The organism is Microbacterium pratiae (assembly GCF_047302165.1).
Classification (GTDB): domain Bacteria; phylum Actinomycetota; class Actinomycetes; order Actinomycetales; family Microbacteriaceae; genus Microbacterium.
On the sequence record NZ_CP154843.1, the window covers coordinates 2,870,061 to 2,892,500 of the forward strand.

A 22,440-nucleotide genomic window follows, 5' to 3' on the forward strand; every position below is an offset into this window, starting at 1 on the left:
CCTTCTGTTCACCCCCACAGCGCACTCTCGTAAGGGACGGTGTCTACCGTTCGGGACGAACCTGCACCGGGTTCTCGTCATCAACATGCGAAGGATTCACACAGTGAAGCTCTCCCGACTCGCCCAGCTGGGCGCCGTGGCCGCCGTGGCCTCTCTCGCCCTCGCGGGCTGCGCTGCAAACGAAAGCGCTGCGCCCGGCGCCGGCTCGAGCGACTCCTCGGCCCCCTCCCTCGAGGGCAACCTCGTCGGCGGCGGCGCCTCGTCGCAGGAGGTCGCCGTCCAGGCCTGGACCCAGGGCCTGCAGACCGCCAACCCCGGTCTCACGATCGACTACGACCCCTCCGGCTCCGGCACAGGACGCGAGTCGTTCCAGGCTGGCGCCGTGCAGTTCGCCGGCTCGGACCGCGCGTTCAAGACCGACGAGATCACGGCCGGCCCGTTCGAGGCATGCGCGGCCGACTCCGACCTCGTCGAGCTCCCGACCTACATCTCGCCGATCGCCGTCGTCTTCAACATCGACGGCGTCGACTCGCTGAACCTCGACGCGACGACGCTCGCGAAGATCTTCGCCGGCGAGATCACGACGTGGAACGACCCGGCCATCGCGGCGCTCAACTCGGGCGTCGAGCTGCCCTCCACGGCGATCACGCCCGTGCACCGCTCCGACAAGTCGGGCACCACCGGCAACTTCACCGACTACCTCGCCAAGACCGCCCCCGACGTCTGGACCGCCGGTTCGGTCGAGGAGTGGCCGGCACTCGGCGGCGAAGCCGCACAGGGCACGTCGGGCGTCATCTCGGCCGTCGAGGGCGGACAGGGCACCATCGGCTACGCCGACGCCTCGCGCGCCGGCAACCTCGGCACCGTCGCGATCCAGGTCGGCGAGGACTTCGTCGAGTACTCCCCCGAGGCCGCTGCCGCGATCGTCGACGCGTCGCCCGAGGAGGACGGTCGCGCCGCCACCGACATCGCGATCAAGCTCGACCGCACGAGCACCGAGGCCGGCGTCTACCCGATCGTCCTCGTGAGCTACCTCATCGGCTGCGCCGAGTATAAGGACGCCGCGACCGCCGAGATGGTCAAGGGCTTCTTCAGCTACGCCGCGAGCGCCGAGGGCCAGGACGCCGCGGCATCCGCTGCCGGCTCCGCCCCCATCTCGGAGACCCTGCGCACGCAGGTCACCGAGGCCATCGAGGCCATCAAGTAAGACGCTCCGGGTGCCCGGTCCGGTTTCGCCGGACCGGGCACCTCGCGCGGTTCCCGTCCGTCGCACAGAATCGAAGCCATGACCACCACACCCGAGGTCACCCGCACCGGAGCCCCGAAGGCCAAGACCCGAGCGGGCGACCGCTGGTTCTCCGGCACGGCTCTCTTCGCCGGCTCGATGATCCTCGTGACCCTCGCCGCGGTCGCGATCTTCCTGGTCATCCAGTCGCTCCCCGCCTTTGTCGCCACCAACGAAGACGCCTCGATCCTGCCCGACAACTTCTGGTCGTACGTCGGGCCGCTCGTCTTCGGAACCGTCTGGGCGGCCGCGCTGGCGCTGCTCATGGCCGTGCCGCTGTCGCTCGGTGTCGCCCTCTTCATCTCGCACTACGCCCCGCGCAAGCTCGCACAGGCCCTCGGATACGTCGTCGACCTCCTCGCCGCCGTGCCCTCCGTGGTCTTCGGCCTCTGGGGCATCGGCGTGCTGGCCCCGGCCGTGCAGCCGGTCTACAGCTGGTTCGTCGACAACGTCGGATGGTTCCCACTCTTCAACGGCCCCGTCTCCAGCACGGGCCGCACGATCTTCACGGCATCCGTCGTCCTCGCCGTCATGGTCACCCCGATCATCACGGCGATCTGCCGCGAGATCTTCCTGCAGACGCCGACCCTGCACGAGGAGGCCGCCCTGGCCCTCGGATCGACGCGCTGGGAGATGATCCGGATGGCCGTCTTCCCCTTCGCCCGCAGCGGCATCGTCTCGGCAGCCATGCTCGGCCTCGGGCGGGCTCTGGGCGAGACGATGGCCGTGGCCATGGTGCTCTCCGTGTCAGGCGGCGTCACGTTCGCGCTCTTCACCTCGGGGAACCCCTCGACGATCGCGGCGAACATCGCACTCACCTTCCCCGAGGCCTACGGGACGAACGTCAACGTCCTCATCGCCACGGGCCTCATCCTCTTCGTCGTCACCTTCGCGGTGAACGCGGTCGCTCGCTACATCGTGAGCCGCCGCAAGGAATTCTCGGGGGCCAACTGACATGACCGCGACTCTGACTCCCCCGAGCACGTCGGCGCGCAGCGCATCGACGAGCCTGACCACCGGCCACCTGCCGAAGTGGGCTCCCTGGGCGATCCTCGGCGCCTCGCTGGTCGTCGTCGGCGTCTTCTTCGGCGTGATCGCGGCCGCGTCGGGCGAGGCGCTCAACGTGCCGGGCTGGCTGATCCTGTCGGCCGTGGCCTACCTCGTGCTCATCACCGCGGTCTCCGCCGCCGTCGAGGGCCGACGCAAGGCCATCGACCGTCTGGTGACGGGTGTCGTCACGGTGGCGTTCCTCATCGCCATGGTGCCGCTCGTCTCCGTCGCGTTCACCGTCATCACGCTGGGCGCCCCCAGCTGGAGCGGCGAGTTCTTCAGCTCGTCGATGCGCAACGTCGTCGGCGAGGGCGGCGGCGCCCTCCACGCCATCATGGGCACGGTCCTCATCACGCTCGCCGCGGCGGTCATCTCGATCCCGATCGGCATCTTCACCGCGATCTACCTCATCGAGTACGGCCAGGGGAAGCGTCTCGCCCAGGGCATCACGTTCCTCGTCGACGTCATGACCGGCATCCCCTCGATCGTCGCCGGTCTGTTCGCGTACGCCCTGTTCGCGCTGTTCCTCGGCCCCGGTATCCGCCTGGGAATCATGGGATCGGTGGCCTTGGCCGTGCTGATGATCCCGGTGGTCGTCCGCTCGACCGAAGAGATGCTGCGGCTCGTCCCCAACGAGCTGCGCGAGGCCTCGTTCGCGCTCGGAGTGCCCAAGTGGCTCACGATCGCGAAGGTGGTGCTGCCCACGGCCATCGCGGGCATCACGACCGGCGTGATGCTCTCGATCTCGCGCGTCATCGGCGAGACCGCTCCGCTGCTGATCACCGCCGGCTTCACGGCATCCATGAACTACGACCTCTTCAACGGTCGTATGCAGACCCTGCCGGTCTTCACCTACACCCAGTACATGAACCAGGGCATTCCCGCCGAGGCCTTCGTCGGCCGCGCGTGGGCTTCGGCCCTGACCCTCATCGTCATCGTGATGCTGTTGAACCTCGTGGCGCGCCTCATCGCCAAGTTCTTCGCACCCAAGACCGGCCGCTGACCCGAAAGAAAGAACCTCCGTGTCCAAGAGCATCGAAGTCAACGACCTCAACGTCTACTACGGCGACTTCCTCGCCGTCGAGGGTGTCTCCCTCGACATCGAGCCCCGCAGCGTGACCGCCTTCATCGGGCCGTCGGGCTGCGGCAAGTCGACGTTCCTCCGCACCCTGAACCGCATGCACGAGGTGATCCCCGGCGCCCGCGTCGAGGGCAGCGTGCTGCTCGACGGCGACGACCTCTACGGACCCGGTGTCGACCCGGTGCTCGTGCGCCGTCAGATCGGCATGGTCTTCCAGCGGCCGAACCCGTTCCCCACGATGTCGATCCGCGAGAACGTGCTGGCGGGCGTCAAGCTCAACAACCGGCGCATCTCGAAGTCGGACGCCGATGCGCTCGTCGAGAAGTCGCTGCGCGGCGCCAACCTGTGGAACGAGGTCAAGGACCGCCTCGACAAGCCCGGCTCGGGCCTGTCGGGCGGACAGCAGCAGCGTCTGTGCATCGCTCGTGCCATCGCCGTCTCCCCCGACGTGCTGCTGATGGACGAGCCGTGCTCGGCTCTCGACCCGATCTCGACATTCGCGATCGAGGAGCTGATCCAGGAGCTCAAGAGCGAGTACACCGTCGTGATCGTCACCCACAACATGCAGCAGGCGTCGCGCGTCAGCGACAAGACCGCGTTCTTCAACATCGCCGGCACCGGCAAGCCTGGCAAGCTCATCGAGTACGACGACACGACCGCCATCTTCACGACGCCGTCCATCCAGGCCACCGAGGACTACGTCTCCGGCCGCTTCGGGTGATCCATACCCCGGCTCGCCGTGAGCCGGGTTGGCATGCGTGCCCGGGCTCTTCGGCCTCTTCCGGCTCGCGCGATCTCGGGCCGTGCGCGGATGCAAGGGATCGTGCGCGACGCGCCGGTGCGAGGACTCCTCGCCCGGCGCGTCGCCCTTCCGGCCTTGCATCCCGGCGCGGCGGGCTGCGTCGCCCCGTCGGGAGGCCCCGTGCGCGGATGCAAGGGATCCGTGCCGACACCCCGACCCGGATGCCGTTCGGGCGGGGTGTCGGGGCGAATCCCTTGCATCGCGGAACGGCCTCGCGCCGCACGGCGGTTCCTGCACGGGTCGGGGCGGGCCAGCCCAGTGCACAGAATGAGCGATGTCGGCGGCGGGTCGACATGGGGGCGAGCATCGTCGGGGGATGTGCGAGTCGCGATCGGTCTTCACCACCCGAGAACTCCGCGCCGACGGCCTGAGCCGCCGCGACATCACAGCAGCGCTCGATTCCGGCAGGCTCAGCCGCATCCGGATCGGCATGTACGCCTCCCCCGGCGCATGCGCCTCCGCACGGGCGGTTGCAGCCCACGGCGGATCGATGGCGTGTGTCACGGCCGCACGCCACCACGGGCTCTGGACCCTCGCCGACGACGAACCGCACGTGTGGCTGAAGACCGGCCAACGCGCCCACCACGACTCATCCTGCGGATGCATCGGACACTGGGACCGTGACGCGCGTGTCTCGGCATCCGGCGCCCTTCCGTTGCGCCAGGTGCTGCGCCAGATCCTCGGATGCCGCGGCGCCGAGCATTTCTTCGTCGCGCTCGAGTCCGCGCTGCGACAGCGCCTCCTCACGAGGGACGACCTACGGTGGCTTCGCCGACACACCAATGCCCGCGGCCGAGAGGCGCTGCGCCTAGCGCGGACGGATGCCGACAGCGGACTCGAATCGCTCCTGCGGTGGCGACTTCGCAAGCACGGCCTCCGAGTCAGGACGCAGGTCTCGGTCTTCGCGGTCGGCATCGTCGACGCGCTCATCGGAGACCGGCTCATCGTCGAGCTCGACGGACGCGCCAATCACCACGACGAGACGAAGCGCCACAAGGACCTGACACGCGACGCGAACGCCGCATCGTGGGGCTACATCACGCTGCGCTTCGATTACGCGCTCGTCATCCACGACTGGGAGCTCGTCGAGTCCGCCATCCTCGGCGCCCTGCGCTCCCACCCGAGTCTGCAGATCGGGGCATCCGCCTGATGCCTTCGCCCTGGGTTCGTCCGGCTCCGCGCCGTTCCGCGATGCAACGAATTACGAGCGACACCCCGACGCAAGCCGACATCCGACGGAGTGGCGCACACGATGACTTGCATCGCGGAACGCCGGCGCGGTGCAGCGCAACCGGGCCTCAGTCGCGCGGCGAGAGCAGGTAGTCGTTGAGGGATGCCGTGAACTCGGCGTCGACGGTCAGCGAAGCACCGTCGAGCTCGGAGATCGGAGCCGCGAGCCGCACGCTCGACAACAACCACGCGGCATCCGCCCGCCGCAGCTCGTCGACCGGGATCGTCTCGTATGCCGTCTCGAAACCGCGCTCGGCGAGATGGTCGAACAGGCTCAGCTGCGTCGTGCCGTGCAGGATGCCGCCGTTAGGCGCCGGCGTGACGAACGTGTCGCCGCGCCGCAGGACGAGGGATGCCGTCGGCGCCTCCAGCACGAAGCCGTCGGAGCTGAGGAAGATCGCGTCGTCAGCGCCGCGCCGGTGCGCCTCGCGCAGGGCGGCCATGTTCACGGCGTACGACAGGGTCTTCGCGCCCAGCAGCAGCCACGGAGCCCGCGCCGGCGCATCGATGGCGTAGCCGCGGTCGAGCGTCACGACGCGGACGCCGCGGGTGCGTGCCCGGGTGAAGTCCGCCGCGGCGGATGCCGTCGCCCAGGCCGTCGGCGTCGGTCCGTGTTCGATTCCGCGGCTGAGGATCAGCTTGACGACGCCTTCCCCCGGACCGCATTCGGACGCCGCAGCCGTGACAGCTGCCCGCCACTGGGCGACGTTCGGTGCCGGCAGGTCGCAGAGCTCGGCGGAATGCGCGAGCCGCTCGAGGTGTGCCTCGACCTCCTGCGGGTGCCCGTCGACCACTCCGATCGACTCGAAGATGCCGTCGCCGCGCTGCGTACTGAGCTCCCCCACCGTCAACGCCGGGGCCGCGGGGTCGACCGAGGTGAAGGTCGACGCGAAATCTGACGGGGTCTCATCCGCCGCGAGCGGGTCGATCATCAGCGCGAAACGCAGTGCCATGCGCCGAGCCTACGACGCGCCCGGTGCCGCGATGCACGACATCCGACTCGACACCCCGATAAGGATGCCGCATCCCCGGCGCGTCGCACACGATCCCTTGCATCGCGGCCCGCGCGCCGCCACCTAAACGCCGCCTCGTACTACCGGCCGACGACCGGATTTGTCCACCCCGGGAATGCCCGCCCGTGAGGCTCCGTTAGACTGTAGGTGCCGGGCCGCAGTAACCCCGGGCTCCATCTTCAGCCGCTGCGAGCGGCCACGCGCCGAGAGGCGTTCTGCGGCCCGGCACTTATCTTTTCCGGGTTCATTCCGGACGCAGCCGCCGTCAGGTCAGAGCTTCGCGCCGCCATAGCCCGGCGCACGATCCCAAGTCATCGGCGTACGTGCTCAACCGGAGCGCGCGCGCCGTCAGCGCCGACGACCGATCGGGCTCGCTGACATCGTGATCGTCGGCGACCGAGGTGGCTCCTGCCGCCTGCACCCGGCAGAACGACGCGGCGCGTTCGAGCGCGACCGCGAAGTCGCCGCGGAATACGCCGCGCATGATCACGTCGATGAGGGCCACTAGCTCTTCCGGCCCCGCGGGTGTGGGAGCTCCCGCGATCACTTCGTCGGCTGAGCGCAGGACGACCCGCCCGCGCTCGTAGAGCAGCGCCGCCGTGCGCGGATCGCGGTGGATCATCAGCTGCAGAAGGTAGAGCCGCCACAGCGCCCCCGGCAGCGACTTGGCCGGTGAACGCGACCACAGCTCGGCGACGGTGTCGATGCCGTGCTCTGCGGTGAATCCGACGAGGCGGTCGACCACGGCGTCGCTGGGGTCTTCGCGCACTCTCGACAACAGGGCTCCCGCGGTCGCATGCGCGACGCGCGAGACCTCCGCGGGGTCCTCGCCCGCGAAGTGCCGGTCGAACTCGTCGGCGGGTCGCCGAACGGGCTTGTGGTAGTCCCGGGATCCGTCCGTCATCATTCCAGGCTAAGCGAGAGCGGCATCCCCGCGGCCCTCGCAGGCACACACCGCATCACAAGCCGGAAACGACGGAACGGCCGGCCCTCATGGGGCCGGCCGTTCCGCTGCCGGATAACGGGGTCGGGCAGTCAGGCGCTCGTCGCGATCGCGACGATCGGGTCGGTGGTGGGCAGGCCGCTCGGCGATCCGCCGCTCTGCTCGATGGTCAGGGCGATGACGTCCTCGGGCTGCATGTCGCCCTCGAGGAGCATGGCGGCCGAGCCGTCGGTCGACTCGAACGCTCCGGCCGGAATCGGCGCGCTGCCGCGCACGAACCATGCCTCGTACGACTGGTCGTCCGCGATCTCGGGCAGGCCCTCTGCGACGAGCACGACACCGTCGACGCTCGGCGACCAGTGGACCGTGGCTTCGCCGCCGTCGACCAGCTCGGCGGTGCTCGACTGCGCGTCGCCGGACCGCTCGATCTGTGCGAGCACGCTCTCAGCGGACGGCGCCCGCATGTCCTGCGTCAGCGCCCCGACGCCCCAGCCGATTCCGACGAGGAGCGCGATCGACGCCGTCAGGGCGAAGAGGCTGCGCGTCCAGTTGCGACGCTGCACCATCTGCACTTCCTCGGTCACCGGAGAACCGACCGCGTAGCCGGATGCCGCTGCTCGCGGATCGTCTTCGTGAAGCTCGTCCGCGGGGTCGGCGTTGTCGTCATCACGCACCGTCGAGGACTCTGCGACGGGCGCGCCGATCTGCGCCATCAGGCTGGCCCGCAGCGCGGGCGGCGGCGCCACATCGGCCACGCCCTCCGAGAGCAGGGCCGCAGCTGCGGCGTCGGCCTCGACCAGCGGCATCCACTCGGGATGCGCGTCGAGCGCTTCATGGTAGGCGAGCTCGTCTTCAGGCGACAGCGCTCCGAGCGCGTACCCTGCCGAGAGCTCGGCGAATGTCTGTTCGTTCACGATGTCACCCCCATTGCCGTACGGAGCCTGGTCAATCCATCACGCATCCGTGTCTTGATCGTTCCCAGCGGCGCTCCCACCAGCGCCGCGATTTCGCTCTGACTGTAACCCCCGTAGTAGGCGAGGGTGATGGCCTCTCGTTGCGCCTCGGGGAGAGAGCTGAGAGCCCGAGCCACGCGCCGTCCTTCGATGCGCAGCTCTACCTGTTCGGCGACACCTTCGGGTTGTGACGCCATCTCTCGGTAGCCCGCACGTACGTCGCGATCGCTGCTCGCCTGCGATGACCGAACCCGGTCGACCGCACGGCGGTGGGCGATCGTGAGGACCCACGACCTTCCTTGTCCCTTCTTCGGAGCGAACGTCGAAGCGGATTGCCACACTTCGAGGAAGACCTCCTGGAGCACTTCCTCGCTCTGTGCGCGATCGACGAGCACGCGCAGGATGAGTCCGAAGACCCGTCCGGACAGGGTGTCGTACAGGCTGGCGAATGCGCTGTGGTCACCGTCGGCGCAGCGCTGGATCAGCTCCGCGACGTGATCCGTCGACGGCCCGTCGTCAGGCACGTCCATTCCATCTATGACCATCGCTACCAGCATGCCGCATCCTCCGACCTGTTCCCGGATGCAGCGCCGACCTGTTATCGGTTCTCTACCTGCCGCTGAGCGCGGTGTGAGCCGACGCCGGCATCCGTGTCGCCCTTCTTCGTATAAGAGGGGTGCTTCGGATGCCTGAAAACTCGGTTTCAAACTTTCTTCAACTTTTTCCGATCCGATCTCGACGGGTCTCCGAAGAACCCTCGACGCCGGGGACGGACCTACGGCGGAGAACACACGGAGGCAATCATGCTCAGCACCAAGAAGAAGTTCACTGCTGCCCTGGCCCTCGGCTTCGCCGGAGCCCTCGCTCTGTCGGCCTGCTCGTCGGGCTCGGGCGACAACATGACCGAGGAGACCGAGGCCCCCTCGTCGTCGGCAGCCCCCATGGAGTCGGCTTCGCCCGACGCTTCGATGGACCCGGCCGCCAACCTCGTCGGCCCCGGCTGTGCCGACTACGCCGCAGCCGTTCCGGACGGATCCGGTTCGGTCGCCGGCATGGCTCAGGACCCGGTGGCTACCGCAGCCTCGAACAACCCGCTGCTCACCACCCTCGTCGCCGCCGTCAGCGGACAGCTCAACCCTGACGTCAACCTCGTCGACACCCTGAACGGTGACGAGTTCACAGTGTTCGCTCCCGTCGACGACGCGTTCGCCAAGATCGACCCCGCCACCATCGAGTCGCTGAAGACCGACTCGGCCACGCTCACGTCGATCCTCACCTACCACGTCGTCCCCGGCCAGATCGCGCCCGACGAGATCGACGGCACCCACACCACCGTCAACGGTGCCGACCTGACCGTCACCGGGTCGGGCGACAACATCATGGTCAACGACAGCGCCGCGGTCATCTGCGGTGGCGTCACGACGGCCAACGCCACGGTCTACCTCATCGACACGGTGCTGATGCCCCCGATGTGACCCGAACAGCCGCGGTGAGGGGTTCCCGCGGCACGGCCTCGGTATCTCCGTGGCCGAGGCGAAGCCGCCGGTGCGAGCACACCGGCGGCTTTGTCGTGCCCGGGACGGATGTCGGCGGGGCAGGGATGCCCGCGGGTTCGATCGCTCCCCCGCGGCTACTAAGCTGGGAAGCTCAGGGCCTCTAGCTCAGTCGGTAGAGCATCGGACTTTTAATCCGCGGGTCGTGGGTTCGAGCCCCACGGGGCCCACCAGATGAGACGTCGGAATACTCGATGTCAGCTGGGATCACGCCGTTCACCCGCGTAACCTGGCCTCGCAGGCCTGCTCTGTCGAGCAAAGGGGGCGTTCATCGCGCCGGATCAGCCGAAGGGTGTCACGGGCTCGCGATGACACGCAGTCTCATTCCGTGCGTCTCGAGGAGGAACCGATCAGTTCCGCCAAGAAGGGCGCGCATGTCCTCGCTCGCAAGTGACTTGGACAGTCCCGGCTGAACGATCGCAACGGAAACGTTGAGCGTCCGGTAACGCGCCTCGCGCACGATGGCGGCCAGGGTTGCGATATTGCCAGCGATCAGGCCGCTCTTTCCGGAACTCTGGCGATGCTGCTCTCTGCGGAAGAGCCGTTTCGTCAGCAGTTCCGGGATCGACTTTGCACGATTCATCTTCATCGCCTGTCCGCAGACGTCATACAGGTCGTCGATTCGAGCGCCTGGCTTGTCGCCGGATGAGTACTTGCAATGCACCATCAAGACATCGAGTCCATCCTCGGCCCTCTTCAGGAGAACGACATCGGCCAGTTCGCCGGCACCGTCGTCGTCGATCACGATCTCCCACTCGTCCTCGGCTGAGAGCGCTTGTATCGCGCGGTGCTGGATGGTGGCAGGGTCGCGATCAGCGCCTTGCGACTCACGCTTGATGTCTACATTGGACCAGTCGATCGTCTCGATGGCGTCGATCGGGAAGAGCCGTCGCTCACGGTCCGGCCGCAGCAAGAATCCTTGTTCGACGAGGACCGTCTCACTCTCGAACGTAATCAGTAGCCCGTTGGCAGTGAGGAAGGCTGCGAGGCTCCCCGTGCCCGCCGGGGTGACGATCTGCCCGTCCTCTGTAATAGGGCGGATCGTGGGCGGACCGTCTTCATGGAAGTCGAACTCGAACTCGAGCTCCCATCCTGGCGTCTTGAGCTTGAACCGGAGCGGTTGGTCTGCCGTGTGACTGCTCAGGGACAGTTCGGTGTCGAGCAGGGAGAACGATTGATCTTTGTAGCTCACTTTGCGTCGCTCGCTGAACGTCGCGACGAGTTGATACGGCCATTCGATCGACAGGGGGACGTACGGCGGGCGCTCCCGGGCGGGCTCGGGGAGCAGGAACCCCGACATGACGGAGTCCAAGGAGATCGAGGTGTCCGTGATGGTCGGTCCGACCTGGGTCGCCCAGCGGACCCAGTCGTGGATGTCGCGAGCTTGTTCGTGGCTCCATACGCGCCCCTTGCGGGATGCACCGAAGCTCACGGCTCGGCTGTCGGCAAAGCCGTGGGCGAAGATGTTGGTCTTCATCTTCGTACCTCCCTCGCCGCGCCATGCGTGTAGTACGTCTTGGCCGACGTGCATGGAAAAGCGCCGGTTGCGGCTGACCGAGTCGAGGAGGCCGACGTTGGTCGGCACTCGGCGTTTGACCTTGGACAGGATTCGGTACACCGTTTCGCCTTTGATCAAGGTGACGTCGTCGCCGCCGATGGCTTGGGCGATGTCTTCATGCATCGAGTCGTTGTTGGTGCTGTTGATGTAAAGGAACCCTGATGCGTCGTCGACGTGCACGACATGAAGGTGGTGGACGAGTTCGTTGAAGCTGGAAAAGTCGCCCCATCTCACGGGTGTTGCCTCTCGCGAGACCCACCAAGCGACCTTGTCCTTATTGTTAATGCCGATGCGCGTCGTCAGCAATCGGTCCTCGAACAGGTCGTAGATGCTCTCGGGGTTCCAGCTCAGCAACGTGGTGGACTGGTAGGTAACGGTGCTCATCTTCGGATGGATGCTGCGCATGGCGACTTCGCGGGGGACCGATCCAAACGCAAGCTCGAAGTCGGTTCGGTCCTTCTCCTGTCCGACGCCGTGCTCGGTCAGATCTCGGATGACTTCATTCCAGTCCGCGTCCTCGCCGTAGAGCTTGCGAAGCCGCTCGTCGACACCAGCGACTTGAAGGGGGACGAATGCGGAGGCCTCTCCAAGGGACTCGTTACCCACACGGGTGAAGCGACCGACGAACTGCAGTGTGACGGCAAGGCTCTTCTGCGGGTCATGTATCGCCGCGATCTTCAGCGCCGAGAGATCGAAGCCTTCTCCGAGCATGTTGACGCACACCACGATCCGACTCTCGCGGTTGAAGAGCCTGTTGCGGTGCTTGCTGCGGGTTGACTCGGCCATTCCGGTGTCGATGCGGATTGGAGCGAACTCGGAGCCGAGATCCTCGTAGAGCTTGATGATCTCCTTGGCCCGCTCCACGGAGCGGACACGCGCCATCAGAAGGTGATCTAGCCCCGCTTCTACATCGGCGCGGAGTTGCCTGACAGCAGCGGTGGCTACGGCACGGTCGGGATCGGCGAGGTCGATCACTGAGTGGTAGTTGATCCTGGCGAAGTAGCCGTGTTCCTGGGCCAGGCGGAGCGGGTAGGCGTAGGCGATGCGGCCGCCGAGGTGGCGCCCGTCCTCGCGATACGGAGTGGCCGTGAACTGGACAACTTCCCGTCCATTGAACAGCTCGACGACCTGCCTCCACGTGCGGGCGCCCAAGTGATGCGCTTCGTCGACGAACAGACGCTGGCACGACTTCGCCAGGTGCGAACGCGCCTCCTCCGAACACGCATCCAACACCTGTGCGGTCGCCACGACCACGTTGGACCGGGCCAGGACCTGCCGAACCTGGTCGACAGTTTGGAGTCCGCTCTTGAGCACGAGAACGGCGGGACACAAGAAATCTCCGACGACGGCCCGGACGCGAGGCAGTACCCCGAGGGTCACGAACTTTTCCGCGATCTGAGTGCGCAGCGCGTCCGACGGCACAACCACGAGAGTCTGGGCCGGCGAGTGACAGTACGCCGCAAGCATTGTTTCGGTCTTGCCAGTCCCCGTCGGCATCACCACTGTGATCGGTTCATGCTCTTCGGTGGAGCGGTACGCCAAGATCGCGTGCAGGGCACCGAGTTGCGGCCGGCGGAGCCCGTCTTCTGTTTCGGTCCCTGCTGCGAACCGAAAGCGCCCTTTGAGAGCAGTCTCCACGACTTCACTGTCCTGCGGTCCGTCGGCGTGCGCGCCCGGACCTTCGCTGAGCCACCAAAGCTCGTTACCGTCGATGTCGTAGTGCTCGATCGTCCCCACGCGGGTACTCCTTCGTCCCAGACCTACGAAGTACCCCGGTCCCGTGCCAACCTCGACTCCTTGGATCTCAGTATGGCTGCAAGAGGAGGCACCGGCCCGCTTTTCACTCAGCGCGTGGTCATTCGCGGGCGAGGTCCCCTAGGTCGAAGCTGGCCGCCCTCACCCAGCACCGCCCGACGCTCAGACGCACAGCGCCCGCGCCGCGTCTACCGGCTAACACCCCAGGGCCTTCAGGCGTCGACACAGTTTCCGAGCTGAGTGGCGAAAGTTCTCGCGTGCGGTGAACGCCATACTTGAGGCAAACAGTCGAGATACATCCGGAAGCGAACGGAGAAGCGATGGTTGACCAGGAGACGAACAATAAAGCAATCGACGGATACATGCTTGCCCTGCAACGCGAGGCAAGGGTCCTCGATGATGGGACACGGTCAGAGCTACTGATTCAGGTTCGTCAGCATTTCGACGAGACCGAGGCCGAGGGGCTTGACGTCCAGTCGAGCATCAAACGACTTGGGCAGCCCGCTGATCTCGTTCGCGAAGCAATGGGCCAGGATTCACCATCGACCCCTCGACGCAGCGTCATCAGGGTCGTCTGGGGCATCCTCGTCGCTATCGGCGTCATCTGGATCCTGGCAGGTGCCGGCATACTCATCGGTTCGCTGGCGATCGGAGCAAGCCAAGGATGGCTACTCATAAGTGCGGCGATGACCCTGCTGCTCGGTGTGATTCTGACGTTCGCGGCCGCACGGAGGCTCAAGAGATCGGTGTGAGTTCGCCGACCTCAGCCCAGAATCTTGTAAGCCGACCCCGCTGTGAAGGCACGTGCCCAGGCCGTTCGCAATGAGATCGAGCGCGCCGCAAGCACCAAGCGTGACGCCATCGCCGCCATCTTCAACGCCACAGCGGCGCCGAAGAAGCCGAGCGCGAAAGCGTCGACGACCTGAGGCACCTCCTCGCCCCGGCGGCCGGCTCGAGCACGTCCTTCCCGGGACGAAGCTCGCCGGCCGCCCCGACGACTCCCCTGTGCACGCACACCGCTTCTCGTCTGCGTTCTGCGGCTCTCGAGAGAACGAAACCGGTTCTCGGTCGCACGCGCAAAGGAGGAACACCATGGTGCACGGCATCTACATCCCAGCAGCAGACGCCCGGGACATCGAAGCCCGCGACTACACCCAGCTGGAGGACCACCAGTCAGCAGTCGGTGGCTGGATCGAGGCGGTCGATCTGCTCAAGTTCGGCTGAACCCTGTTCGTGAACGAGGCGGGCCTGCTGCACGGTCTGCCATACAACCGGCGCGCAACGTACCTATGGTGGTACCACGTACCGCACGCTCGCGGGAGAACGCGACTAGTCGGAGACGTCGCCGCGGTCGGGCTTCTAGATGACATCGGCGAGTCGGCGAGCCTGTCTCCTCCCAGCATCGAACTGCTGCTCGGAAACACGCCGTGCCAGGTCGGAATTCAGCGGCTGGAATCGCTCGAATGGCGATCGACGGCCAACGGACGACCAGAGCTACATCGATGCGGTGATCGGAGCGACACTCCTGATGGAGTACGCCCCGGAGCGGACGCTCCGAGTAGTCCCCGCACGGTGAGCGGCGGCGGACCTCCTCCTCTTACGGGAGCAGGTCCGCCGCCTTCTTCATTTGTCACCGACGCGCCACGTCGAAGGCAGCGGCGGTCACCTCAACCGGCGACCTGGATCATCCCGGCTCGATGCGACTGAGGCGGGTTCGGTCGGCGTCCGCTTGTTAGCCGCGCATGTCGGCACCCGATCGTAGGGTGATCCCCATGACTACCTCTGCTCGCGTTAGCCAGCTACTCGCCCGAGCACTAGACGAGTTCGATACACCGGGAACGAGCCTCGATGCGCACGTACGGCGGGCATCGAGAATCGCCGCACTGCGCCAAGACTACGTCGCTCAGTACTGGCTCCAGCTGCAAATGTCCGACACCACCGTAACGAAGACTCAGGATCCTTCAGTCGCGAAGATCCGCGAACATCTCGATTCACTGCTTGGTGCGGAAGTCGGCCGCCAGGAGGCCTTGAAGGGGTACCTCGTCTTCGAGCAGACCCGCTCTGAATCAGTAGACGGCGAGGTCAAGCTCTACATGGCACCGGTGGGGAAGCTCGAACAGCAGTTGCAGATGGCGCAGGCTGCACACGACGACTACATTGTGCCAGGCGGGCTCAGTGGGGGCGACCTCTACTATGCTCAGCGGAACGCCGATGGAGGCAGAGCACAGCTGCTTCCGATCATCGGCACGCTCGGAAGCGTGCTCGGCCGGATTCAAACCGCCGTGCATGACTTCCTGGTATCCACAGAGGCTGAGCTCGAACGAGGCCAGACGCGGGCAGGACTATTCGAACGGGCTCAAGAGTATGTCGATGCGTCGCTCACCCAGTACGCGCCCACGGCACTTGCGCAGTTCGTCGCGGCGCAGGAGCGCCTATACTCCGGAACCAGCGAGGACCTCGCGCATTCGCTCACCTCGTGCCGACGCATGATCAAGTCGCTTGCGGATCATCTCTATCCTGCACGTAGCGAGGCCGTCATCGGCGCGGACGGTGTTGCCAGAAAGATGTCCGACGACCAGTACCGGAACCGTCTGCTCCAGTACGTGCGGCAGACCCTCGGCAAGCATGGCCAAGGTGAAGTCGTCCAAAGCACGCTAGACAGCCTCGGCGCACGCCTCAAATCGCTCGATGCACTCGCGAGCAAAGGCGTGCATGACGAGGTTTCTGCCGCCGAAGCCGAGACCTGCGTCGTCTGGACCTATCTACTCGCCGCTGACCTTCTTCGGCTCGCCGATGGCACATCTGCGTTGCTCATCGATGACAATATGTCCACCTCCCAGGGAGTCTCTGGTGAGTAGACCGGTAGCGTGTCGGGCCGCCCGGAGCGTCTCGCGCTTGCGGATGCTCTCGAGTGAATAGTGGTCGCCGATCGCCGATAGCTTCTAGGAATGTCCGATTTGTCAGAGGCGCTCAGCCCAAAGCAGATGGTGCGGACGCGGTATCACCCGATGTCGGTTGCGCTCTCAAGGGACAAAGTCCTCTGAGTTTCCGCACCGACCAGGACGAATCGCCAACGTTCAGTCCGACTCTCTGGGCTGGGAAGCACGGCGTATGAGCCATGGCCGGTGCTCCTCCCCCGGCCCGAACCCCATGTCGCTGCGGCAAAAGCTACGAACCGGTACACGCTGGATGCTCGCGTCCAGAGATTCTGCAAACCGCTCGTTGAGAGATCTTGCTGCGATGTTCTCGTCCAGCGTCGCCCCAACTATGTCCCTTTGCGGCTCAGCGGTGGCAGCAGCGTGCAGTAGTGCGAGAGCCGCACCGCGCCTCCGCGCACGAGGAACAACCGCGACCATCTGGATGAAGAGCGGATCGGCAGGCGAGCTACCGCGGAAAGCCTCGCAGAAGCCGACCGGGCATCCGTCTATCTCAGCGAGGACGACAACCTTCTGCTTGATTCTTTCAGTGTTGCTCGCGACGTCGTGGATGTTGGCCGACTCGGAGTCTGCCTGTATCCACCACATCCATCGCGCGTCCTCTGCGGTTGCCTCGGCCACCCGTGTGTGGACGTCGGTCGGCGGCAGCGACGCAAGTCGGCGTTGCCAGTCCTCGTAGCCGGGCGCCTGGTATGGCGAGCACTCGTTCCACACGATCGCACCCTATCAACGCTCCCATCGAACCGGATGCTTGTTGGACGCAGATCTGGGATGCAGAATCGCGCGACTTAGCTATCGGCGGCAGCAGAGTATCGCTGTCTCGGCGCCCGGAACTCTGGAGCTCGGCGCAGATAGGCCCGCGATCGCGAGCCAACTCCAAGTCCCTTCCGTCATTGGTGTTCTCAGCCTTGCTGGCTGAGTTCGCGGATGATGATAGGGCGCCCCAAGACCCGGAGAAGCTTTTCGCAACCATCGCGCAGCAATTAAGCGGGTCGGCGGCTGACTCTCGGACAGTTGGGTGACGACGCGGCGGCGAGTCCAACAGCGATGCGGTTGTTCCTGGCTAGCGGAGACATCGGCGTGTAGCGCCGAACCCCTACCTGGGGCCATCCCGTACTTTGGGAGGATCATCTACCAGCACGACTTCAGCCTCTTGACGGCTGCTCAACTCAATGAGAGCAAGTTGTGATCGCGGAAACGATGTGCCAACCAGAACGGCACCGCGCAATGACGCTCCCTCGAGCTTCGCTCCAGCTAATGAGGCCGCGGCGGTTGACGGGCAGCAATGGCGATCGCACCTTGGCCCTTCTCGCGCGCCGGGCGCGTGCCTACAGCCAGCGCTCTACCGCCACGATGAAGTCGCCACCGAGGACGAGCGCGGCGTCGGCGCGCTCCCTCGTCTCGTCCATGCGTCGGTAGCGACGAGTGAACGTGCCCCGGCCAGTCGGCATCTTCAAGTCGAGTTCATGAGCGACCTGGTTACGCGCGATGAAAAAGTCACTGAAGCCGGAGAGCGACGTTTCGGATAGCGCGCCCGTGTCAGGCAGACCGAGCGCCTTACGGATCTCGATCAATTCGCCGTGCCCCTGCAGGCTCCCCTTCGTAAGGTCCGCGACGTACTGCTGGCGAAGCGCCTTCGTTGGGTCCGGGCTCATCAGGATGGCCTTCGCTTTCGCGGGTTGCTCAGTGGTCAGCCGACCGCTGTATCCCTTCAGAGCACCCTGCGCGGCGGGGTACCCGTCCAGGAGTTTCGGCAGCGCGTCGCGCACGAGCTGCTTGAGGACGGCATCCAACCCCGCCCCTGCGAACACCAGCGCAGCGCGAAGCAGGTCAACCTCCGCATGCGACAGGCGAGCGAGCGAGACGCCAGCCTTCACCTTCGCGTCGCGCACCGAGTGGAGCGTCTCGAACAGTCCGTCAATGCTGTCATGCGCGCCCTTCAACCTCCTGGCCGATTCCTGCGTCTGTCGCTTCGATGATGACACCGCGAGCGGTGTGAGGTGGAGTCGCGGATTTGCGGCCATGACGGGACAATACAGGGCGTGACGGGTCTCAGCTTGGCAACCCCACTCGAACTGAAGTCACGCTCGCGGGCTGGGCGTCCGAGTCAGCGAAAGTCGTAGTCCTCGTCGGGGCCGCTGGAGTAGTAGATCTCCTCCGCCCCTGCTAACGAGTCGCCCTCATCGGCGTGCTTGTCAGACATGGGCACGCCGTCAAGTGGGTCCCGCCGATGGTGCACCGGCAGGGCGTGATGGTCTGCGTCAACTCGCCACGCTGGGCTGGATGCGCGCATCGTCGAGCGCGCGCCGTGCGGTTCCGGTCGCGAGTAGTTGTGACCAACACATCCGTAGCTCACCGAGCGGCGCGCAAGTAAGGTCTCGATAGACGCCCCTCCCTGATAATCCCGCACCGCACCTTAAGTCGCTGTGGGTTGGACGATGAGCCTCTTTCTCCGCGCGGTCTCGTTTACTCCCCTCTATGGCTAGCAGTCGCTGCAGCTTGTTCTAGCTCAACCCGTGCACCCTGCCGCGGGCTGCCGCGACCGATCCAGAAGGCAAGGACCGCGCAGTGGTGGCGGAGCTATAGTGTACGGGTAGAGCCAAGTCGCTAGTCTTGGCTTCTACGGCCATGGCTTCGGGGGAACGCACGTGCGACTAGAACGACTGGAAGTGAGCGGGTTCCGCGGTTTGGAAACCGTGACGGATTTCACATCTCAGTTGTCGCTTCTCGTCGGCGCGAATAACGCGGGAAAATCCCGGACGATCGATGCCTTGCGTTCGCTACTTCACCCTTTCGCCGATGGGGCGGGCAACCGCTGGATCGCAGCGAGCGACTTCACCCAGCCACAGGTCGGGGGGGGCGTACCGCGATATCGAGATCAGTGCCGTCTTCAGCGAGGTGCCCGACGAGCATCTGGGATCACTGATCTCCATTCTCGCACCCTCGTTCGGCCCCGCCCACGCGCGCCTCAAGCTGCATTCGCGGCTAAGTGCCGACGGCCGGCCGTACACGCGTTGGTACGGAGGTGACCTTGGCCAGAACGAAGTGGAGCCAATCGCGCGAGAGGCCATCCGTTTCATCTACTTGCCGGCATTGCGCGACGCTACCGCCGAACTCCGCCCCGGCGTAACCAACCGACTCGCACACCTCGTCTCCTCGCTGGCACCGACAGGACACGCGGACAGACAGTCGCTTGTCGATATCATGACGAACGCGAACGCAGACCTTGAGACGGTCCAGGCAGTCATCTCAGCGTCGGATGCAGTAAAGGATCGACTGAGAAAAATCACAGGTCAAGGGCCGTTCGCGCATACGTCCAAGGTGACGTTCTCCGAAGCGCGATTCGAACGGATCGTTGCGAGTCTGCAGGCGCTCGCAGGCATGGGCGGTGATCTTGGGCGGCTGGCCGACAACGGCCTCGGCTACAACAACTTGCTCTTCATAGCAGTGTTGCTTTCCCTCATCGAATCGGACCACGCAGTTCCCCTCAACCTTCTGCTGATCGAAGAACCCGAGGCCCATCTCCATCCCCAGCTGCAGACGCTACTGATGAAGTATCTGGAGTCACTTACGGACTCGAGTACGCACGTCGTAGCAACGACGCACTCCCCTCAGTTCGCCTCGGCAGCGGAGGTGCGGCGTATAACGGTTCTCCGTCGAGGACCCGCGGGAGCTCCAGTGACGGCGCACTCTCTTGCCGCGGCACCGCTGAGCGCCAAGGCCTTCGCTCATCTTCGCCGGTTCCTGGACGTGACCAAGTCCAGTCTGTTATTTGCCGAAGCGGTTCTGTTGGTGGAGGGCGTCGCCGAACAGCTCCTTCTACCGCGCTTCGCCTACCTCCTGGGATTCGACTTGCCGGAGGCGGGCGTCTCGGTCGTTTCTGTAGACGGCCTCGCATTCGATCCGTTCATTTCCCTCTTCGACCGGGGTGGTCTACCCCAGAGGTGCGTAGTTCTAACCGACTCGGACGCAAGCGTCAACGATGACGGTCAGGACGTGGCCTCCACCACCGCCGAGGCGCTGGTGGCACGCAGTAGGGACAATATTCGCGTCCTAACAACTGAGCGGACCTTTGAGTGGGAATTGGCGAAGGTCAACGCCAGCGCGCCTCAGGCGCTGCTCGACGCACTGCGGCAAGTGAAGCCTCGAGTCGCGACGCGTCTCGGAGGCACGCAGTTCCCGGATGCCGTAGCTTTTGCTGACAGCTTCTTGGCGTCGGTGGAAGACGCTAAGGGCCGATTCGCGCAGGAGCTCTCAGACATGATCGCCGCCGGAAGGCGAGATCTGGTGATTCCACCGGGGGCGTCTGCCGCAATCTTGGCGGCGGTAGAGCCAGCCGCCGAGGGCGGGACCGGCCAGCAGGACGGCGAAACGACCCGTGAGCCGTGAATAGGTTTGCTCTGGGCCTAAGCGAGCCACAGGCGTCCGCTGTTCTTAATGGCACGGACCTTTTCTTGAAGGCGTGCCCGGGCGCGGGCAAGACAAGGTCAGTCGCTGCGCGAGCAGCTATGCTCGCGAGCGAGGGGAAGGCGCTCGCGCTTCTGTCATATACCCGCGTTGGTGCCGCCGAGATCGCCGAGGCGATCCTCAGGGATCATGGCGTGCCGCTCACGGATCAGCATTTTGTGGGCACCCTCCATTCGTTCCTATTTCGATACGTTCTACGCCCTTTCGGACACCTCATTACCGAATCGCCCGATGCGATGTCGATCGACGACGACGCGATATCAGCGGGGGCTCCGACCGGGTTGCGGGCTAGCGAATTTGAGTACGGCGTGGACGGCCAGCTCCGCCGAATCCGCAAGACTATGGTCAGACCGGACGAAGTTCAGGAGATGGCGATCGCCCGTAGCGCCATGGCCAGAAGCGGCATAGTGAACTTCAGCGATGCCATATCCGTGTCGCTACAGGTGCTGTTGCGCTTCCCGAACGTAGCTCGTGCGTTGGCGAGTCGCTTCGACGAATTGATCATCGACGAAGCGCAGGATACCAACGAGCTGCTGCTAGCCTGCGTGCGTGCGCTCAAGGGGGCTGGGCTAGCGTCACTCGTTCTCGTAGGTGACTACGATCAAGCCATCTATGAATTCAATGGCTCCGTACCTGACGGCTGCCAAGCTCTTGCCGACGAAGCTGAACTTGACACCCGTGAGCTTCGGGAGAACTTCCGCTCTTCGCAGCTCATCTGCAATATGACGACCGCTATTCGAGGTGGGACCGATCCAGATATTGCCGCCGGCCCGAACAGCGACCTCGACGTTGCGCCGGTTGTTCTTTTGTATGAGCCCGGTAGCCACAAGGATCTACCAGCGCGATTTCAAGCACTCATTGAAGACACTCCGGCGGCAATCGAGACTTCGTCCGTACTCGTCCGTAAGGCATCGTTCGCGGCTGAACTCTCAGGCCTAAGTAGACCGTCCATTCCAAAACCTTTAAAGTCGCTCATCCTTGCCAAATCGGGCCGTGCACTTACAATCGAGGATTACCGCTCATTGGAGGAGCTCATCCTTCACCGGACGTTTCCGGGCGGGCGGCGACCAACGGGTCTAGACCGCACCTTGATTCGGGCTCGCGCAGTCGGCTTGATCGCGAGCCTTCCACCACTCGAGGGAGATCTCGCCACGTGGGGCTCGTCAGCCGTGGAGCTGCTAGACGATGTGGCGAGGGAACTCTCACCGGTGACAACGAACGCGCTTGCTCCAGTTCGCCCCCCGCAAAGCTGGCACGGGGTCGACGCCCGCGTATTTATCGAGGAAGAAAGATCCGAGACTGAAATCGCCACGATCCACTCGGTGAAAGGCCGATCCATAGATGCAGTCTTATTGGTAGCACAAGTTCCCGAAGAGAGTTATCACACCCCGAACGCGGCTGTCTGGAGCGCCGCGGTGGGGGGCGATCGCGCAGACATGGTGGAGGAACTGCGACTAGCGTACGTCGCCCTGACGCGGGCGAGCATGCTTGCCAGCGTTGCGTTGCCCACGAACACTAAACCCGCCATCGTAGCTCGGTGGTACGAGGCAGGGTTCCGGCTCGATGAGGGCCACTGATGCAACCCGCGGGTCAAACGGAGACGTCAGTGCCCGTCTCCTTCAGGCGCGCATCCTCACCCCCGCTCCCCATCGACCGACGCCACCTAAGCTCAGCTCGACTTGCGAGAGGCCTTACCGATCGGGAGATATCATCGCGAGATCGGGAGAGCGGCCAACGCGATGGCCCGTGAAGGCGGCGTTGGTAAAGCCCTAGCCGTGATCGTCGACTTGTTATGAGGCCCGTGCTTCGGTGAC

The 22,440-nt window shown here is 65.1% G+C and carries 19 protein-coding genes, 1 tRNA gene and 2 pseudogenes; 14 read left to right on the forward strand and 8 right to left on the reverse strand.

Translation table 11 applies throughout. The annotated features are described in order from the left end of the window. Nucleotides 1-103 precede the first annotated feature (103 nt). The 5 genes from pstS to AA0Y20_RS13705 all read left to right on the forward strand — a co-directional run bounded on the left by pstS (nucleotide 104) and on the right by AA0Y20_RS13705 (nucleotide 5,368). A complete protein-coding gene (pstS, locus tag AA0Y20_RS13685; protein WP_412935321.1) occupies nucleotides 104-1,207 on the forward strand; it encodes a phosphate ABC transporter substrate-binding protein PstS in 1,104 nt (367 codons plus the stop codon). A gap of 78 nt (nucleotides 1,208-1,285) precedes the next feature. Continuing rightward, nucleotides 1,286-2,239, forward strand: coding sequence for a phosphate ABC transporter permease subunit PstC (gene pstC / locus AA0Y20_RS13690; protein WP_023954902.1), 954 nt, complete (start codon nucleotides 1,286-1,288; stop codon nucleotides 2,237-2,239). Between the two features lies 1 nt (nucleotide 2,240). Next, on the forward strand, nucleotides 2,241-3,338 hold the full coding sequence (gene pstA, locus AA0Y20_RS13695; protein WP_412935325.1) for a phosphate ABC transporter permease PstA: 1,098 nt from the start codon (nucleotides 2,241-2,243) through the stop codon (nucleotides 3,336-3,338). A gap of 19 nt (nucleotides 3,339-3,357) precedes the next feature. Then, entirely contained in the window at nucleotides 3,358-4,137 is a 780-nt protein-coding gene (pstB, locus tag AA0Y20_RS13700) for a phosphate ABC transporter ATP-binding protein PstB (protein ID WP_412935326.1), read from the forward strand. Between the two features lie 397 nt (nucleotides 4,138-4,534). Further along, a complete protein-coding gene (locus tag AA0Y20_RS13705; protein WP_412935329.1) occupies nucleotides 4,535-5,368 on the forward strand; it encodes a DUF559 domain-containing protein in 834 nt (277 codons plus the stop codon). Between the two features lie 148 nt (nucleotides 5,369-5,516). Here the strand turns inward: AA0Y20_RS13705 and AA0Y20_RS13710 are convergent, their stop codons facing one another. The 4 genes from AA0Y20_RS13710 to sigK all read right to left on the reverse strand — a co-directional run bounded on the left by AA0Y20_RS13710 (nucleotide 5,517) and on the right by sigK (nucleotide 8,914). Beyond that, a complete protein-coding gene (locus tag AA0Y20_RS13710) occupies nucleotides 5,517-6,401 on the reverse strand; it encodes an aminodeoxychorismate lyase (RefSeq protein WP_412935331.1) in 885 nt (294 codons plus the stop codon). Nucleotides 6,402-6,726: 325 nt separating this feature from the next. Continuing rightward, the gene (locus AA0Y20_RS13715) at nucleotides 6,727-7,365 is read right to left on the reverse strand and encodes a DNA-directed RNA polymerase subunit beta (RefSeq protein ID WP_412935333.1); all 639 of its coding nucleotides are present in this window, start codon (nucleotides 7,363-7,365) and stop codon (nucleotides 6,727-6,729) included. 131 nt (nucleotides 7,366-7,496) lie between these two features. After that, a complete protein-coding gene (locus AA0Y20_RS13720; protein WP_412935334.1) occupies nucleotides 7,497-8,318 on the reverse strand; it encodes an anti-sigma factor domain-containing protein in 822 nt (273 codons plus the stop codon). After that, nucleotides 8,315-8,914 carry an ECF RNA polymerase sigma factor SigK gene (sigK, locus tag AA0Y20_RS13725; RefSeq protein WP_412935336.1) on the reverse strand — a complete coding sequence of 200 codons (600 nt, stop codon included), beginning with the start codon at nucleotides 8,912-8,914 and terminating at the stop codon, nucleotides 8,315-8,317. The genes AA0Y20_RS13720 and sigK overlap by 4 nt, the downstream gene beginning before the upstream one ends. Before the next feature lie 246 nt (nucleotides 8,915-9,160). On the opposite strand from sigK, the gene AA0Y20_RS13730 reads away from it, so the two are divergent. Both AA0Y20_RS13730 and AA0Y20_RS13735 read left to right on the forward strand, forming a co-directional pair. After that, a complete protein-coding gene (locus AA0Y20_RS13730; RefSeq protein ID WP_120264938.1) occupies nucleotides 9,161-9,832 on the forward strand; it encodes a fasciclin domain-containing protein in 672 nt (223 codons plus the stop codon). A gap of 175 nt (nucleotides 9,833-10,007) precedes the next feature. Beyond that, nucleotides 10,008-10,083, forward strand: a tRNA-Lys gene (locus AA0Y20_RS13735). Between the two features lie 122 nt (nucleotides 10,084-10,205). Here AA0Y20_RS13735 and AA0Y20_RS13740 read toward each other — a convergent pair. Continuing rightward, a complete protein-coding gene (locus AA0Y20_RS13740) occupies nucleotides 10,206-13,205 on the reverse strand; it encodes a DEAD/DEAH box helicase (RefSeq protein ID WP_412935337.1) in 3,000 nt (999 codons plus the stop codon). A gap of 338 nt (nucleotides 13,206-13,543) precedes the next feature. On the opposite strand from AA0Y20_RS13740, the gene AA0Y20_RS13745 reads away from it, so the two are divergent. From AA0Y20_RS13745 to AA0Y20_RS13760, 4 genes are all read left to right on the forward strand, one after another. Then, the gene (locus AA0Y20_RS13745; protein ID WP_412935338.1) at nucleotides 13,544-13,975 is read left to right on the forward strand and encodes a hypothetical protein; all 432 of its coding nucleotides are present in this window, start codon (nucleotides 13,544-13,546) and stop codon (nucleotides 13,973-13,975) included. Between the two features lie 42 nt (nucleotides 13,976-14,017). Continuing rightward, nucleotides 14,018-14,149: a hypothetical protein gene (locus AA0Y20_RS13750; RefSeq protein ID WP_412935341.1), complete on the forward strand. Its 132-nt coding sequence runs from the start codon at nucleotides 14,018-14,020 to the stop codon at nucleotides 14,147-14,149. Between the two features lie 166 nt (nucleotides 14,150-14,315). Next, a complete protein-coding gene (locus AA0Y20_RS13755) occupies nucleotides 14,316-14,447 on the forward strand; it encodes a hypothetical protein (protein WP_412935343.1) in 132 nt (43 codons plus the stop codon). Nucleotides 14,448-14,995: 548 nt separating this feature from the next. After that, nucleotides 14,996-16,081: a hypothetical protein gene (locus AA0Y20_RS13760; protein ID WP_412935346.1), complete on the forward strand. Its 1,086-nt coding sequence runs from the start codon at nucleotides 14,996-14,998 to the stop codon at nucleotides 16,079-16,081. Between the two features lie 219 nt (nucleotides 16,082-16,300). Here AA0Y20_RS13760 and AA0Y20_RS13765 read toward each other — a convergent pair whose 3' ends face one another. The 3 genes and pseudogenes from AA0Y20_RS13765 to AA0Y20_RS13775 form a co-directional block, all read right to left on the reverse strand. Next, nucleotides 16,301-16,873, reverse strand: coding sequence for a GNAT family N-acetyltransferase (locus tag AA0Y20_RS13765; RefSeq protein WP_412935348.1), 573 nt, complete (start codon nucleotides 16,871-16,873; stop codon nucleotides 16,301-16,303). Nucleotides 16,874-17,255: 382 nt separating this feature from the next. Continuing rightward, nucleotides 17,256-17,411 (reverse strand): annotated as a pseudogene (locus tag AA0Y20_RS13770) (hypothetical protein); the annotation flags it as partial. A 76-nt stretch (nucleotides 17,412-17,487) separates the two neighbouring features. After that, the gene (locus AA0Y20_RS13775; protein WP_412935351.1) at nucleotides 17,488-18,183 is read right to left on the reverse strand and encodes a hypothetical protein; all 696 of its coding nucleotides are present in this window, start codon (nucleotides 18,181-18,183) and stop codon (nucleotides 17,488-17,490) included. Between the two features lie 624 nt (nucleotides 18,184-18,807). On the opposite strand from AA0Y20_RS13775, the pseudogene AA0Y20_RS13780 reads away from it, so the two are divergent. The 3 genes and pseudogenes from AA0Y20_RS13780 to AA0Y20_RS13790 form a co-directional block, all read left to right on the forward strand. Continuing rightward, nucleotides 18,808-18,939 (forward strand): annotated as a pseudogene (locus AA0Y20_RS13780) (AAA family ATPase); the annotation flags it as partial. Nucleotides 18,940-18,958: 19 nt separating this feature from the next. Then, nucleotides 18,959-20,548: an ATP-dependent nuclease gene (locus AA0Y20_RS13785; protein WP_412935354.1), complete on the forward strand. Its 1,590-nt coding sequence runs from the start codon at nucleotides 18,959-18,961 to the stop codon at nucleotides 20,546-20,548. Continuing rightward, the gene (locus tag AA0Y20_RS13790; RefSeq protein ID WP_412935356.1) at nucleotides 20,545-22,203 is read left to right on the forward strand and encodes a UvrD-helicase domain-containing protein; all 1,659 of its coding nucleotides are present in this window, start codon (nucleotides 20,545-20,547) and stop codon (nucleotides 22,201-22,203) included. The genes AA0Y20_RS13785 and AA0Y20_RS13790 overlap by 4 nt, the downstream gene beginning before the upstream one ends. The last annotated feature ends 237 nt before the right edge of the window (nucleotides 22,204-22,440 follow it).